At 48.7% G+C, this 15147-nt stretch carries 10 protein-coding genes; 4 read left to right on the top strand and 6 right to left on the bottom strand.

The features are described from left to right. Positions 1 to 48 precede the first annotated feature (48 nt). From recG to DYP60_RS10560, 6 genes are read right to left on the bottom strand one after another with little or no spacing between them, the layout of a single operon-like run. On the bottom strand, positions 49 to 2136 hold the full coding sequence (recG, locus tag DYP60_RS10585) for an ATP-dependent DNA helicase RecG (protein WP_117330985.1): 2088 nt from the start codon (positions 2134 to 2136) through the stop codon (positions 49 to 51). 3 nt (positions 2137 to 2139) lie between these two features. Further along, a complete protein-coding gene (locus DYP60_RS10580; RefSeq protein ID WP_117330984.1) occupies positions 2140 to 2793 on the bottom strand; it encodes a YggT family protein in 654 nt (217 codons plus the stop codon). A 39-nt stretch (positions 2794 to 2832) separates the two neighbouring features. Continuing rightward, positions 2833 to 6270, bottom strand: coding sequence for a DNA polymerase III subunit alpha (gene dnaE / locus DYP60_RS10575; RefSeq protein ID WP_420820492.1), 3438 nt, complete (start codon positions 6268 to 6270; stop codon positions 2833 to 2835). Positions 6271 to 6318: 48 nt separating this feature from the next. Beyond that, positions 6319 to 7206 (bottom strand): FAD binding domain-containing protein, encoded by an 888-nt coding sequence (locus DYP60_RS10570; protein ID WP_117330982.1) that lies wholly within the window; start codon positions 7204 to 7206, stop codon positions 6319 to 6321. Further along, a complete protein-coding gene (locus tag DYP60_RS10565) occupies positions 7190 to 7741 on the bottom strand; it encodes a 2Fe-2S iron-sulfur cluster-binding protein (protein ID WP_117330981.1) in 552 nt (183 codons plus the stop codon). Before DYP60_RS10565 ends, DYP60_RS10570 begins: the two co-directional genes overlap by 17 nt. Next, positions 7738 to 9696 (bottom strand): molybdopterin cofactor-binding domain-containing protein, encoded by a 1959-nt coding sequence (locus DYP60_RS10560; RefSeq protein ID WP_117330980.1) that lies wholly within the window; start codon positions 9694 to 9696, stop codon positions 7738 to 7740. The genes DYP60_RS10565 and DYP60_RS10560 overlap by 4 nt, the downstream gene beginning before the upstream one ends. A gap of 111 nt (positions 9697 to 9807) precedes the next feature. Between DYP60_RS10560 and ligA the strand changes: the two genes are divergently transcribed. The 4 genes from ligA (at position 9808) to DYP60_RS10540 (ending at position 14982) form a co-directional block, all read left to right on the top strand. Continuing rightward, positions 9808 to 11913, top strand: a complete 2106-nt coding sequence (gene ligA / locus DYP60_RS10555) for an NAD-dependent DNA ligase LigA (RefSeq protein ID WP_117330979.1) — start codon at positions 9808 to 9810, stop codon at positions 11911 to 11913. 62 nt (positions 11914 to 11975) lie between these two features. Beyond that, the gene (locus DYP60_RS10550) at positions 11976 to 13274 is read left to right on the top strand and encodes an aminotransferase class I/II-fold pyridoxal phosphate-dependent enzyme (RefSeq protein WP_117330978.1); all 1299 of its coding nucleotides are present in this window, start codon (positions 11976 to 11978) and stop codon (positions 13272 to 13274) included. After that, positions 13265 to 13645: a winged helix-turn-helix domain-containing protein gene (locus tag DYP60_RS10545; protein ID WP_117330977.1), complete on the top strand. Its 381-nt coding sequence runs from the start codon at positions 13265 to 13267 to the stop codon at positions 13643 to 13645. Before DYP60_RS10550 ends, DYP60_RS10545 begins: the two co-directional genes overlap by 10 nt. Continuing rightward, entirely contained in the window at positions 13645 to 14982 is a 1338-nt protein-coding gene (locus tag DYP60_RS10540) for an ATP-dependent 6-phosphofructokinase (RefSeq protein ID WP_117330976.1), read from the top strand. The genes DYP60_RS10545 and DYP60_RS10540 overlap by 1 nt, the downstream gene beginning before the upstream one ends. Positions 14983 to 15147 lie beyond the last annotated feature (165 nt).

Genomic DNA, 15147 nt, shown 5'->3' with positions numbered 1-15147 from the left:
CTATGCCTCATGGGATTGATGATAGGTAATTGTGTAGAAATGTGCAAGTTACGCCTCACTTCCTTCCGCGGTAAAGGGTGGAGCGTGGCGAAGTACTTCCCTGATACTTGCAAGCGGCGGGGCAAGAAGCCCTGGATCGGTGGTAAGGATGAGGTCTGCTTCCTCTCTTGCAATCTCGATGAGGGGGAGATCATCGGTTAAGGATGCGTAGGCGAGCTTGAGGTACCCTGACTGTTTGGTTCCGGTCAACTCTCCAGGCCCCCTGATCAAGAGGTCCTGCTCAGCAATATAAAACCCATCATTCGATTCCTTCATGACCTTGAGACGTTGCTTTGCTTCATCGGTCAACTCATTTGAGAAGACGAGGAAACAGTAGGATTGCAGCTCAGAGCGGCCGACCCTTCCTCTCAGCTGGTGAAGGGCGGAGAGCCCAAAGCGCTCTGCATGTTCAATGATCATGCAAGTTGCATTGGGAATGTCGATTCCGACCTCGACAACACTGGTGGAGACCAGATACCCAATTTTTCCAGCTTGGTAGTTTTTAAGGATTGTGACTTTTTCTTCTTCATCAAGTTTGCTATGGATCAGCTCAGAGGGTACATCAGGATACTCTTGTTTGAGAAAATCATACATCGAGATGACATCTCTCAGGTCACTCTGTCCACTGTCATCAATTCTTGGGTAGACGAAGTATGCTTGGTGACCTCGCTTGAATTCGACCCCTACAGCTTGGTACATCCGCCTTCGACTTTGTTCATTGACCAGGTGGGTGATTACAGGCTTTCTTCCTGGTGGCATGGTCCTCAAGGTGGAAACATTGAGATTTCCAAAAACCGTAAGGGAAAGCGTGCGGGGAATCGGGGTGGCTGTCATCAGCAACACATCAGGGACTGTCCCTTTCTGTGTCAATGCGAGCCGTTGTTCCACACCGAATCGATGTTGTTCATCGATGATGACATACGCCAGGTTCTTGAAGCTGACCTCAGCAGAGAAAAGTGCATGGGTGCCAATGATGATGTCTACTTGCCCTTCCGCTATCGCCTTGAGCAATAGGCGTCTTTCCTTGTTTTTCACTGAACCGGTGAGAAAAGCGAGGCGGATTCCCAAATCTCCAAGCAGGCTTGCTGCTGACTCTGCATGTTGGCGTGCCAACAGCTCCGTTGGAGCCATGAATGCAACTTGGGCACCATGGGAAAGTACATGGAGGGCACTGATCCAGGCTACAAGGGTTTTACCACTACCAACATCTCCTTGGAGAAGCCGGTTCATCGGCAACTCCCCATCAAGATCTTCCCTGATCTCTTTCAAGCTGGTCATCTGATCTTTTGTCAGACTGAAGGGAAGCTGCTCCATAAAGTGCAGTTCAAGTTTGGTGGGAATGCTCGGGCCCTGACTGGCGAGTCGTTGTTGCAGGCCCTTGTGCCTGCGTACTATAAGCTGGAGGTAGAAGAGTTCAGTGAAAGCAAGGGTCTTTCGTGCCTGATTCAGGAGCTCTATGGTTGGCGGAAAGTGGTAGCTTCGAATTGCCTCATCAGTAGAGAGTAGCTGGTATTTTTCTTGCAGACTTTCAGGTAACTCATCATGGAAGTGGTTAACACTTTTCAGAATCTCCTGGATATTCTTCCTGATCAAACGCTGACTCAAGGAGCCTCGCAAGGGGTAGATGGGAAGAATCTTGCCAAACTGCCTGGGAAAGTCACCATCTTCGGTTGCTGGATACAATTCAAATTGGGAGCACTGCAGTTCTCCATGATGCCTGCTTACAGTTCCATAGAGGTAGTAGATTCTGCCGATCTGTATTGTCTTTTCCAGGAAATTCCGGCCAAAGCAGAGTAAGCTCAAACGACCATCTCCCTGGCCCGAGACATCCCGTACCATAATTTTTAGGGTCCGTTTCTTACCCGTTCGCATCCCAAAGTAGGAATGAGAGAGCACTTCGACCAGGGTGTTCGCCATCTGGTTGTCCTGGGTGCTTCCCAAGGGATGGACCCTGCTACGGTCTTCCCAGGTTCTAGGAGAGAGCAGCAAGAGGTCACTGAATGTAGTGATTCCCATTTCAGCATAGGAGGTCTTTGCAGCAGGTCCCACTCCACTCAAGGTGGTGATGGGGCGTTGCAGGTTCCTCAAAAACTCCATGGCTTAGAAAGAGAGCGTCCCAAAGAAGTTCAACAGGAACCTAAGTGCGAATGATGCAGCAATATAGAGAACGATGAAAAAGACCAGAGCTGTGGTGACAAGCTGTCGGTCGTTGATTGCACGCTTGTGGTAGAAGATTCTCTGGACCCAGTTCAAAACACCACCGATCAAGGAATCCAACATAGTTATGTAACTGATGGTTTTTGCACTCCGCTTATAGCACAAAAAGAGCCGGATGCCCAAAAGAATGATTAAGAACCAAAAAATTGGGCTTACCAAATAAGACCAGAGTGTCTGGAGGATCAAGGCAACAACCATACCCACGGTAATGGTTCCATAGGCACCATAGAGGCGGAGCATGGATTGCACAACCGAAAGGACTGCCAGGGCAACCAGCGGGGTAAGGTCGATATGGCTGCGCCTGAGGCTTGAGATTCCCCTGAACCAAGAGAGATAGGGGTCAACAATCTTGCCGATATAGTAGGCAAGTGGGTTTTCTCGTGTTTGTCCAGGTACCCTGATCCAGGTGAGGATGATCCTGAGCCAGATCAATAAGGAGTAGAATGAGAGCAAGCTTGCTGCAATCGAGGCGATGCTCATCAAGACATTCCCTCCAGCTGTTGCTGTCATACCACTTTCGTAATAGGTTTGGTTCATCGCGTTCCTCCACCTAGTAAGATACCGAACTTTTTGCCGTTAGTCGAACCAAATATGCAAGATAGCAGGATTTTTCTTTGTTGCTTCCACTAATTCGTCACAATAGCGTACACTGAACTCTCTACCACAGGCAATACTGAGTGGGGACGCTTCTCCCTCTTCCTTGAAGTGGAGCAGGAGGGAGCAGGACCCACCATAGGAGAGGCAAAGGTCCCTAAGCTGTGTGATGTGTTCATTGTTGCAGAAAGATTTCTCCAGTTCAATATGGCATCTGCTTACCGCCACCGGGGAGAGCTGGTTCGGATCAACGAAAATTTGTTCGATGAGATAAGAAATCTTATCATTGCCTCGGGAGTTGTCAAATTTCCCCACAAATCCATAGATGCCATCCACCTTGAGGATGTCTCGATACTGTTCGTAGGTTTTTGGGAAGAGCGTTGCGTCGAAGGTCGCATTCTTGTCGGTGAGTTGCAGGAAGCCCATAACACTGCCCTTTTGGGTGGTGAATGGCCTGATACCTGTGACCATGGCAATGATGTTAACCTGCCGGCCGAAGGGCACCTGTTCCAACTTAGCGGTATTCACCGTCACTCGTTGTGCAATTGCTTGGTTGAAAGCATCCAAGGGGTGTCCAGAGATGTAGAACCCGAGCAATCCTTTTTCCATTTCCAGCTTTTCGGGAAGGTTCCAGTCAGGCACCTCGCGCATGGAAAATGTCTCCATGGCTGCCTCTGTTTCCTCATCGAAGAGCGATATCTGCCCAAATGCAGTAGCTTCTTTTCGTTTCTGTACATAGGTGATAGCATCGCTAAGATTTTCCAGCAGGGTGGGGCGGTTGGTTCCCAATGTATCGAAGGCTCCTGCCTTGATCAGGGATTCCAGAAGCTTGGTATTCATTGCCTTGGTATCCAGGCGGGTGAGGAAGTCAAGCAAGTCTTTGTACGGCCCGTTTTCTTCCCGTTCCTTTACGATAAGTTCAACGATTCCTTCTCCAACATTCTTGATGCCTGCAAGTCCATAGACGATCTTTCCCTCCACAACAGAGAAGTGTTTGTCGGAGTAGTTGATCGAAGGAGGAAGAATTTCCAGTCCATTATCTTTTGCGACCTGTAAATACTCACTGAACTTATCTGGATTGCCCATCTCATTGGTGAGGTTGGCAGCCCAGAATTCAGAGGGATAGTTTGCTTTTAGGTATGCGGTCTGGTAGGCAACCACAGAGTAGGCCACAGCATGGCTTTTGTTGAATCCATACCCCGCAAAAGGTTCCAACATCTCGAAAATCTCGATGGCATGTTGTTCGGTTCTTCCAAGGGCTTTTGCCCCTGCAATGAACTTCACCTTCTCCTTTTCCAAGGCTGCGACTTTCTTCTTCCCCATGATACGCCTGAGGATATCAGCATTGCCCAGCGAGTAGCCGGCAATAATCTGGGCTACCTTCATTACCTGTTCCTGGTAGACGATGACTCCGTAAGTGGTTTTCAGTTCTTCTTCCAGTTCAGGGTTCGCATAGGTTATGGGTTGTTTTCCAAGTTTACAGTTGATGAACTGCGGTATGTAAGCCATTGGTCCGGGGCGATAGAGGGCGTTCAATGCGACCAGGTCTTCTATGTCATTGGGTTTTGCTTCCTTGAGGATGTTCTGCATCCCCTGGCTTTCAAACTGGAATACAGCATTGCTTTCGCCTCTGCCAAGCATGGCAAAAGTCTTTTCGTCTTGTTCATCGATTTTACTTGCATTGAAGGAGGGGTCCTTCTTCTTAATCAAGTCCTCGGTATGCTTGATCAAGGTCAGTGTCTTGAGTCCCAGGAAGTCCATCTTTACCAGCCCACACTCCTCAATCAAATCCATTGAGTATTGGGTGGAGATGGCACCTGTTTTTGCATCACGGTAGAGTGGGACATAGTTGAGTAGATTCTCTTTGCCAATAACCACCCCTGCTGCGTGGGTGGATGTATGACGGTTCAACCCCTCAAGCCTCCGTGCTGCATCAAAGAGTTCTGCGTAAACACCTCCCTTTTTCTCCAGCTCAGCCAATTCGTTGTTCTGGGCGAAGGCCTTTGTCAAATTCATCTTTGGGTCATCGGGGATGAGTTTGCAGATATTGTTTGATTCCTCGAAGGGGATATCCAATACCCTGGCGACGTCTTTCACCACAGCCTTTGCTTTCAGGGTTCCAAAGGTGGCTATCTGGGCGACTCGTTCGGTCCCGTAATGCTCGGTGACATAGTTGATGACTTCCTGCCTTCGCTCATAGCAGAAATCAATATCGAAGTCAGGCATGCTAACCCGTTCAGGATTGAGGAATCGTTCGAAAAGCAGGTTGTATTTGATTGGGTCGACATCGGTTATGCCCAGGGAGTAAGCAACAAGCGACCCTGCACCTGATCCGCGCCCAGGTCCGACGGGAATGTCATGGTTCTTTGCCCACTGGATGTAATCCATGACAATGAGGAAATAGCCTTCGAATTGCATCTTGGTGATGATATCAAGTTCGTAGTCCAGACGTTTTTGCAAATCCTCGGTTATCGTTTCATAGCGTTTCTTCAGTCCCTCGTTGGAGAGATGGCGGAGATACTCTGCAGTGTCACGAAAGCCGGGAGGAACTTCAAAGTTGGGGAGCAGAGGACCCGGGAAGTGGATCTCTAGATTGCAGCGTTCAGCAATCTTGGCAGTGTTTTCAATCGCTTGGGGACACCATTTGAAGAGTTCACGCATCTCTTGCTCACTCTTCATGTAGAACTCTTGGTTGGGGAAACGCATCCTGTTCGGGTCATTTTTCTTGGAGTTGGTGCCAACACAAAGCAGGAGATCCTGTGCGTTGGCATCACTCTTCTCGATATAATGGATGTCATTCGTACAGACCAAGGGTATGCCTGTCTCATCACTGATCTGTTTCAGCAAGGGATTGGTTTTCTTCTGTTCCGGTAGTCCGTGGTCCTGCATCTCCAAGTAGTAGCGCCCGTCATCGAAGACAGAGGCAAACCACTGTGCCCTCTCCTTTGCCAGATCATACTGGTCATTGAGCAGATGTTGCAGAATCTCTCCGCCAAGACAGGCTGAGAGGCAGATCAACCCTTCATTGTGTTCGATGAGTAACTCGTCATCAATTCGTGGCTTGAAATAGAACCCTTCAGTATAGGAAATCGAGTTGAGTTCCATCAGGTTATGGTACCCCTTCTCATTCATCGCAAGGAGAATGAGGTGGTACTGGCTGGTCTTCTTCCCTCCTGGAAGAGGACGTTCTGTATGGCCCTTTGGGTTGCAATAGAACTCACAACCAATGATTGGGTTAATCCCAGCATCCTTTGCAGCGTAATAAAAACGGAGGGCCCCGAACATGTTCCCATGATCAGTGATGGCAAGACTCTTCATTCCCAATTCTTTGGCCTTTGCCATATAGCGAGGAATCGGGGCTGCTCCATCAAGCAGGGAAAAATCGGTATGGTTGTGCAGGTGGATGAAATTACTCTGCATCTCGGTGTACTCTCGTTCAGACTCAGCCATGTACATATGCTCCAAGCATCAGGAGGAGAACGTTTGGGCATTGAGTTCATGCAAGAAGGATTCGAAGATTCTCCTGGCACGCTCAAGCTGTAGTTCGCTAATCGCTCCCTGCATTTTTCTCAATTCAGATACCAGCTCATAAGAGAGCGTATTGACCCGTTCTGGATGAATCGGGAGGGTCTGTCCCGACAATTTCGAAACAAGGTCCTTGCTGATATGATAGGCCTTGTTTGGGAAGGTTGTGCAAAATTGTACCTTGGAAATGGTGTTTTGTGCACGGGTTGCTTGAAAGGCAACTATAACACATTCATCAGTATTTCGGATAGGGTCTTCAACAATAATGAACCGTTGGAAATCACCATATTCCAAGCCAATGCGAATTCTTGTCAGCAGGGCTTTCTGCGGGCCAAGCAACAGGTTTCCGCTTTTGTCATAGAGCTTCGCAATCGGGATCCAATGAGTGGTTGTCTTTCCCCCTTGGTAGTACTTTACTTCGGCATTTGCGTCGAGAATAGCAAGCGTGGTGGATAACCCCAAGCGAATATCTGGAACACACAGACTTCCCCCTATGGTGGTCTGCCTCCTCACAATCTGAGAGGCTTGGCTTTGCAGTGTCTTCTGGAGAATTTCAGGGAGGACCAGTTTTCCTGCATACAACAACTGACTTGCGGTGACCATGGCCCCGATTTCAACGAAGCGATCATTTCTGGTGATTCGCTTCAGTTCATCCAACTCCCCAAGATTGATGATGCCATCCTTGATCTCACTTGGATAATAATCCTTTCGGCTCATCAAATAGGTACCACCTCCCCAGATGACGGCTTGGGGATAGCGGTGGGCGATGGTAGCAAATTCGTTTAATGTCTTGGGGGTATGGATGACAGGAGACCTAATGCCTTCGTACACGTTTTCGCCTCCTATAGGTTAGGGCAATTTCAACAATTTGCAGTAATTCAGCCATATCCATACACTGGCAAGTATTCAGGCTGAGTTCCTGAATAATAGCTTCCTTGTTCAAGGAATTATCTTCATTTTGAGTTCCTGGTAGAGACAGATTGTTTCTTCCAAATGTCCTGGTACGGGTGCTGTTTGTCATCTCTTGCAAGATAGATTCAATGATCAGTGTCTTGGATGCGTAACAATTGGGACACGGGGTGTTTCCTGTAGCCTTGTAAGCCCGCTCAATATCGCGGTACAGACGTGTTTTCTGATAACTGTCAAACGTCTTAACCGTGGCATCCTTGAGGCGGAACGCCGGGATGACACAGGAGAGGGTAGCCTCATCATTAAGCAAGACGATGCAGTTTCCACAGGCATTTCCCCTGCAATGGCTGTTTATGCTCTTGATTCCCACATCCTCCATGAGGATGAGCGAGAGTGGTTTGTTTGAGTTGACCGAGAGAGAGAGAGCCTTCCCATCTATAGTGCATTCTATCTTCATACATTACCTCGCAGAGCTCCAAGCAGGGTGTTTCCATCTACAGGGATTTTTCCAACAGGAAAACCGAGGGCTTGTTCCAGGGCTGAGACAAACGCACTGGTGATTACCCCTTTCAAAGCACTGGTGATTGAAGAGGAAATCTGCTGTCCCTCATCCTTTATGGTGATCTCGATAGTAAACGTATCGCTATGGCTCAGGAGTGCTCCTGCTTCCCTGAGGGTGGTGACAATCGTGTGGCGGATCTTGCTTCTCAGGCTCTGCTCCTCAAATACCCTGGAAAGGGATACTGCACACCAGACCCTTCTTACCAGGGGCCGCAACGTGACCGAATCAATCTCTAGTTCCAGGACAGTTGCTACCCAGCTATTGCTGAGAAACATGGAACCTTTCATGCCAGGTTGTTTAGGAGAGAGTACACTCTCGCAGATGGGCAACGGCTGGACAAACCGTTTTTCCTTGATTTGATTGCAAGCCTTTTGAATCTGCTGAGGCATTCTACCGCTATTTGCGGACAATACAGAGGGGCCGCTGTCAAGCATCTCTTTTTGTTCCTCAACAAAGGAGATGTCACTTTTTGCAACCTGGAGCTCCTCACTGATAATCTGCCTCCATATCTCAGCGCTCGAGCCAATGGTATAGAAGGAAGTGTTTACTTCGACTTTGTTGTTTGGCTTGAGGGTAATCTGTACAGGTTGCTGTGGTAGGGAACGACACTCACTGCTGAAGCCGCTGATACCTGCACCACAGGCAAGGGCAACACCCCTGCTGTAGTTGAAGAATGTTGAGAGTTTGACTCGCATTTGAGCCTGCATCTCATAAGCAGCATTTTTCCTTTGGAAGTCACTTGAATCACTGACGGTAGCTATCAATTCCTTGAGTTTTGCATATTTGTCTGAGCGGATCACCTGGCTGTGAGTGGAACTCTCAGAGGCAAATTTCAATCGCCAGGTTAGGGGATTGTACCCACTGAGTTTTGCCAAAGCGCTATAGTGGGTCTCGGTAGAGCAGAGGGCATCGCTGTAGCCTAGGTCACCAAAGAAATGTGCTGGTCTTCTTCGCGAGGTATTGAAGGTGATGCTGATGGACAGCGATATGAGCGGATACAGTGGCACCAAGCCGGCAATGAGCTGGTTTGCCATCTCATCGCTGAACATTGAAACACTCCCTTGGTCTACTGCCACCAGGATAGATTCAGCTTGAACGCGACCATCTTTGAAGTACCAGGTCTTTCTCTTGATGGTGAGATCGGGGCGGAAGCTTTCCGCATTGAGGAGAATTTCAACAGGGCAGTTGCCTTTGAGACAGGCAACAGAGGCGATAGCACACATGGTACTTGGTGTAATGAGCATCTCATCATGCGGTGCAAAAAAAGGTTCTCGATGGATTACAATGCGGCGTTTGGGAATGCCGGTTACATCACTCACGGTCTCCCTGACATGGCTTGGCCATTGTGTTGGCGTAGTGATATGCAGTATATCATCTTCCAGCACGACACTGATTCGTGAGAGAGTATTACTCTCATAATTGCTGCCGCTATAGCGATAGGTCCGCTCCAGGACCTCCAATCCTTCCTCCTTGGTTGCTGATTCCAAGTTGCCGAATTGGTAGGAGAATGGTTTTACTTCCTGCTGAGGAGCGGGTTCCTCCCGACTGGGAAGTTGGTAGGAGATATTGATCTCCTTGCTTTTCAGCTGGACAGATTCCGTATCATAGCCAAAGAGAGCAAGGATGGGTTGTTGATAATAGGAAATGGTAGAGGAGGTGAGCAGAGGGGTGGAGGCATCCAAGACGCGTACGCGGTTGGTACCGGGGATATCCCGGGTGGTGACCAATACAAAGTTATTGTCTAATGCAGGTAGGGATATTTCCTCTATTCGGCCGGCATCGACCGATGAGGTGACGATATAGCCATGAAGGGTGGTTACCTTGCCTGTCGATGATCGTTTTTCTGCCATGCGATATTCCCCTCTCGAGTATGAAAGATACCATGTACCGCCTCCAAGGGCAATGAGAGAAGCCGCCTACTCTGCTTGCAAGGCAGGGGTGCAAGCCGTACAATCAGATGCATGAATACCTATGATGAATCCCACCAGGAGGAAGTTCGTTCCCTGATAGAACAGCTTTCTCGTTATCAGAAAGCATACTATGTCGATAATCAGCCCTTGGTAAGCGACACAGAATATGATCGTCTTTTTGACAGACTGCAATATCTGGAAAATCAATATCCATCCTTGCGCTTCCCTGATTCCCCCACCCAGCGGGTTGGAAGTGATCTGGATGCAACGTTCCCCGAGGTCCGCCATACCATACCGGTACTGAGCCTTGATAAAGCATATACTGACAGTGAGCTGCTTGCTTGGATTGAACGGACCGAAACCAAGGTTTCCCGGGATCTTGGGATTGTGATTGAAGAGAAGATTGATGGCATTTCCATTGTGCTTTACTACGAGGAAGGGTATCTAGTTCGGGCCGTTACGCGTGGAAACGGGACAATCGGCAATGATGTAACGGCTAATGTGAAGACTATCGCTTCCATTCCTTTGCGCTTAAATGAGCCGGTGACCCTTGCTGTCAGGGGAGAGGTCTACCTTCCGAAAGACAAGTTTGAAACGCTCAACTCCCAGATGGAGGTTCCCTATGCAAATCCACGGAACCTTGCTGCGGGAACCATCAGAAGGATCAAGAGCCGTGAAGTGGCCAAGGTACCTCTTCAAATCTTTGTATATGAGGGATTCTGGGAGGGTGAGACAGATTTCAAGGACCATCTCTCCATTCTCAGTAAACTCTCCTCCTACGGTTTTAGGATCAACAGTAATTTTGCCTACTTTACCAAAGATGCAGAGCAGGCAAAACGCCAGCTTGGTGCAGCAGGTCTAAAAGGGTATGCCGGTGCATACGCAGATATTGCTTCCTATATCAAGGAACACACCAGTAAACGTGCTTCGCTCGGGTATGAGATAGACGGTCTGGTTGCCAAGGTGAATGAGCTTGATGTTCGATCTCAGCTCGGCTATACAGCTCATCACCCGAGGTGGGCTATGGCGTACAAGTTTGAATCTCCTCAAGCCCAGACAACCTTGCTTTCCATTGATCTACAGGTAGGGAGAACCGGACGGGTGACCCCGGTCGCACGGGTAAAGCCTGTGCAGGTAGCTGGCTCCACCATCAGTAGCATTACCCTTCACAACCAGGATTACATCAATATGTTGGAACTTGCACTGGGGGATGTGGTGGAGATTTCCCGTAGGGGGGATGTTATCCCAGCGGTAGAACGGGTTATCGAGAAGAATGAGGATTCCAAGGGGGTGTACACGATGGATCCCTTCTGTCCTGTTTGTGGCACGGCGTTGGTGGAAAAGGGAGCGCATACCTTCTGTCCCAATAGCCAATGTCCTGCACAAGTTCGGGGTCGTATCGAATTTTTTATTTCCAAGGATGGCATGGATATTGATAATTTTGGTCCTGAAACTGCCGCTGTTTTAATCGAACAAGGGGTCCTGCAGGATGTCCCCGATATCTACAGGATTGACTATCGAAAGGTCCTCGGTGATTTGAATGGGTTTGGAGAGAAGAAGATCCTTTTGCTTGAGAAAGGGGTGGAACAATCCAAGAAACGGAGTTTCAGACAAGTGTTGATCTCCTTGGGAATTCCCGAACTGGGTAAGAAGGGTGCACAGATTTTGATTGAGTCAGGTCTAGACAGCATGGAAAAGCTTCTTGATGTTGCCAAGCGTCAGGATGTGGAAAGGCTTACCAGTATCAAGCAGATCGGAGAGAAGAGTGCAAGGCTCTACATCGATGCATTGAATAATCCTGCCATGCAGGAGCGGATCGCGGCGTTGGCAAGCTTCGGCTTGGCAATGGAGGAGAGGGAAGAAGAACATGCCTTGGTGGATGAGAGCTTTTCAGGTCAGGTGTGGTGCGTCACTGGTTCCTTCGAACACTTTAATCCCCGCTCTAAGGCCATGGATGAGGTAGTCAAGCGGGGTGGCAGGACTGTCAGTGCCGTAACAAACAAGACTACCCACCTGCTTGCCGGCAGTGGGGGGGGAAGTAAACTGGAAAAAGCCCAGGAACTTGGGATAACCATTGTGGACGAAGAAACCTTCCTGGCGATGTTGGGGGAAGGAGCAAAGAAGCGTGAAGAAATGCAAGGAGAATTCTCTTTTTAGGGTTGTTTTAGTGACATTTCTCCCGAAAACGTATATACATACCCATGATTGGAGGACAGATTATGCATGTACTAGCCAAAGAACTGAATGAGACGTTGCAGGGTACTATTGTGGACGCAATGCTCTCCGACGTAGGACGAAGGATGTTTTTCCCCAAGGGAATTGTCGCCCAAAGCGCCGAAGCCGGCAAAAAAGCCACTCGGTTCAATGCCACTATCGGGATGGCTACATCCGGGGGGCAACCGATGTATTTGTCAGACATTTACCATCAGTTTACTGAGAACGCCTTCAAACCCTCCGAATTATTTTCCTATGCACCCGGTGGGGGAGATCCCGCCCTCAGGGCATTGTGGAAAGAACAGATGGTCGTCAAGAACCCCAGCCTGCAGGGAAAGACATTCAGCCTTCCGGTTGTTACCTCCGGGTTGACTCATGGCCTGCAGCTGATGGCTCAGCTTTTTGTCCAGGAAGGGGACACTTTGGTGATTCCCAACCTTGCTTGGGACAACTATGAGCTGATTTTTGCCCATCAGACGAACGCTTCAATCAAGACTTTTGATCTGTATACCCCAGAAGGGGGGTTCAATGTGAAGGGAATGCGCGAGGTACTTGCTGCAATTCCAGAGAGAAAGGCACGTATTTTACTCAACTTCCCGAACAACCCGACCGGGTATACTCCAACCAAGACAGAGATGCAGGCCATTGCAGACACCCTTGTTTCGCTTGCAGAAGAGGGTATGCAGCTGATGGTGCTCAGTGATGATGCCTATTTTGGCCTCTTTTTTGAGGAAGACTCGGCTACCCAGAGTTTGTTTGCACTCCTTTGTGATGCTCACCCCAATATTTTCGCGGTCAAGTGTGATGCCGCTACCAAGGAAGAGATGGTCTGGGGATTCCGTATTGGATTCATCACCTACGGGAGCAAGAATCTGAATGAAGAACAGTACGATGCCTTGAACAAAAAGACCTTGGGCATCATCAGGAGTACTGTTTCCAACTGTGACCGCCCTGGACAGAGCCTTCTGCTCAAGGCAATGCGCTCTGGAAAGCACTATGAGGCAGACAAGCAAGCTGCCAAGATTGAGATGGAGAAGCGCTACCGTACACTCAAGGAAGCATTGAAGAAGCACGAGGGTAGTGATTTGCTCAAGCCGCATCCGTTCAATAGTGGTTACTTCATGGCTTTTGATTGCAAGGGGAGTGCCGAGCAACTTCGCAGGCATTTACTCGATACCTATCAGGTAGGGTGCATCAATATCGCCGATGTTACGCTTAGACTTGCCTATTGTTCAGTAGAATGTGATAGAATAGCTGAACTGGTAGATGTTGTGTACCAGGCGGCAGGAGAAGCATGGAACTAAAAGCGAAGCTCTACCTCGTCGATGAGGAAGGCAATAAATTTATGGGAATCGGGGTGTTGTGGCTGCTCGAGCAAGTTGAGCAACAGAACTCGTTGCGCAAGGCAGCTTCTGCTTTGGGCATCTCCTACTCCAAGGCGTTTGCAATGGTCCAGCATCTGGAAAAAGGTCTTGGAGTTCCTGTTCTCAATCGACGAAAAGGTGGAGCGAGTCGTGAAGGTGCGACACTGACGGAGTTTGCTGTACAGTTCCTTGCATTATATCGACAATTCAACAAGCAGGCCAAAGGGAGCCTTTCTTCTCCTTTTTCCCTGTTCAAGAAAGAACTGGGTTTGCTGCTTGAAGAATATGATGAACATGGAGGCGAGGTGTAATGAATAAGAAAATGGATTTCTCCATACCTAGTCTGGGAGTAGCGAAAATTTCCTCCCCGATTATCATGAGCTCAACCCAGAACGATGGGCAGGCAGATTATGTGGATGATAGTGACCATATTCTGTATGGCATCGACACGGATATTGATAAGGATGGACATCCCGTTCCACGGCATGAAGAGACTGTAGAACTTGCAGGTCCTCGTTCAAAGATTTATTTTAATCCTGCCCATGTGCATGCTGCCATCGCTACCTGCGGCGGAATCTGCCCAGGCTTGAATAATGTAATCAGGGCTGTGGTACGTTGTTTTTGGTACCGCTACGGGGTCCGGAGGATCAGTGGTATTCGGTTTGGCTATCAGGGTCTGCTCGAGAACAGCCCCTGGCCTTTGATGCCCCTCGACCCGGATGTTGTTGATGACATCCAGGAGAAAGGTGGTACAATCCTTGGTTCCGCTCGTGGTGGGGGCAAGCAGGTTGAAGAGATAGTTGACTCCCTTGAGCGACTGAATATCAATATTCTTGTCACTGTTGGAGGGGATGGGACGCTCAGAGGTGCATGGGAAATCTATGAAGAGGTCAAGAAGCGGGGATTGAAGATTTCAATCATTGGAATCCCAAAGACCATCGACAATGATCTCTCGTTCATCCAGAGCTCATTCGGGGTGGATACTGCAGTGCAGATGGCTGTACCTGTGGTCCGTAGTGCCCATGTGGAAGCGAAGAACTCCGTCCATGGTATAGGCCTTGTAAAAGTGATGGGGCGTGAATCAGGGTTCATTGCCGCCCAGACTGCCCTTGCCCAGAGTGATGTGAACTTTTGTCTGATTCCCGAGAATCCGTTTGACCTGGATGGTCCTAATGGATTGCTTGAGCATCTCAGGAGAAGAGTGCTGGACCGTGGCCATGCGGTCATTCTGGTCAGTGAGGGAGCAGGGCAGGATTTGGTTCCTGAAACTGGAGAAAAGGATGCATCAGGGAATGTGAAGTACCATGATATCGGAGTATTTCTCAAGGAAAAGATCATCGAGTATTTCAAGAAAGAGGGTATTGAGACCAATGTTAAGTACATTGATCCTTCCTATATCATCCGCAGTGCTTCTGCCGATTCCTATGATTCGATTTACTGTGCTCGTCTTGGTGCTCATGCCGTTCATGCTGCAATGGCAGGAAAGACCCAAGCCTTGATTGGGCTGCTTCACAACCGCTTTATTCACTTACCAATCAGCTTGGCAGTCTCCAGCCGCAATCATGTGGATCTGGAAGGCTCTTTATGGAGAGATGTGCTGGAGAATACCCGCCAACCACTGTCGATGAAGAACTTCAACTTCGACTAGGCAAGAAACTTGTACCAGGAGAGTAAGGCTTTGCTTTTCCAAGCTTACAATCTGTACGTGCGTCATTCGATACATTTTAAAGACAGTATGTAAAGGATTTTTTCAAACCTTGGATAATTTTTAGAAAGATTGAAAGCTAGTAGCATAACTTACTATCCAGTAATC

Source organism: Sphaerochaeta halotolerans, from assembly GCF_003429665.1.
Classification (GTDB): Bacteria; Spirochaetota; Spirochaetia; order Sphaerochaetales; family Sphaerochaetaceae; genus Sphaerochaeta; species Sphaerochaeta halotolerans.
Note: the sequence above shows the minus strand (reverse complement) of the source record. Positions and strands in the feature narration are given on the sequence as shown.

What these genes read in the sequence shown, in the direction of transcription:
- recG (WP_117330985.1), bottom strand. Translation starts at nt 2,136, where the DNA reads ATGGAGTTTTTGAGGAACCTGCAACGCCCCATCACCACCTTGAGTGGA.
- DYP60_RS10580 (WP_117330984.1), bottom strand. Translation starts at nt 2,793, where the DNA reads ATGAACCAAACCTATTACGAAAGTGGTATGACAGCAACAGCTGGAGGG.
- dnaE (WP_420820492.1), bottom strand. Translation starts at nt 6,270, where the DNA reads ATGCAGAGTAATTTCATCCACCTGCACAACCATACCGATTTTTCCCTG.
- DYP60_RS10565 (WP_117330981.1), bottom strand. Translation starts at nt 7,741, where the DNA reads ATGAAGATAGAATGCACTATAGATGGGAAGGCTCTCTCTCTCTCGGTC.
- DYP60_RS10560 (WP_117330980.1), bottom strand. Translation starts at nt 9,696, where the DNA reads ATGGCAGAAAAACGATCATCGACAGGCAAGGTAACCACCCTTCATGGC.
- ligA (WP_117330979.1), top strand. Translation starts at nt 9,808, where the DNA reads ATGAATACCTATGATGAATCCCACCAGGAGGAAGTTCGTTCCCTGATA.
- DYP60_RS10550 (WP_117330978.1), top strand. Translation starts at nt 11,976, where the DNA reads ATGCATGTACTAGCCAAAGAACTGAATGAGACGTTGCAGGGTACTATT.
- DYP60_RS10545 (WP_117330977.1), top strand. Translation starts at nt 13,265, where the DNA reads ATGGAACTAAAAGCGAAGCTCTACCTCGTCGATGAGGAAGGCAATAAA.
- DYP60_RS10540 (WP_117330976.1), top strand. Translation starts at nt 13,645, where the DNA reads ATGAATAAGAAAATGGATTTCTCCATACCTAGTCTGGGAGTAGCGAAA.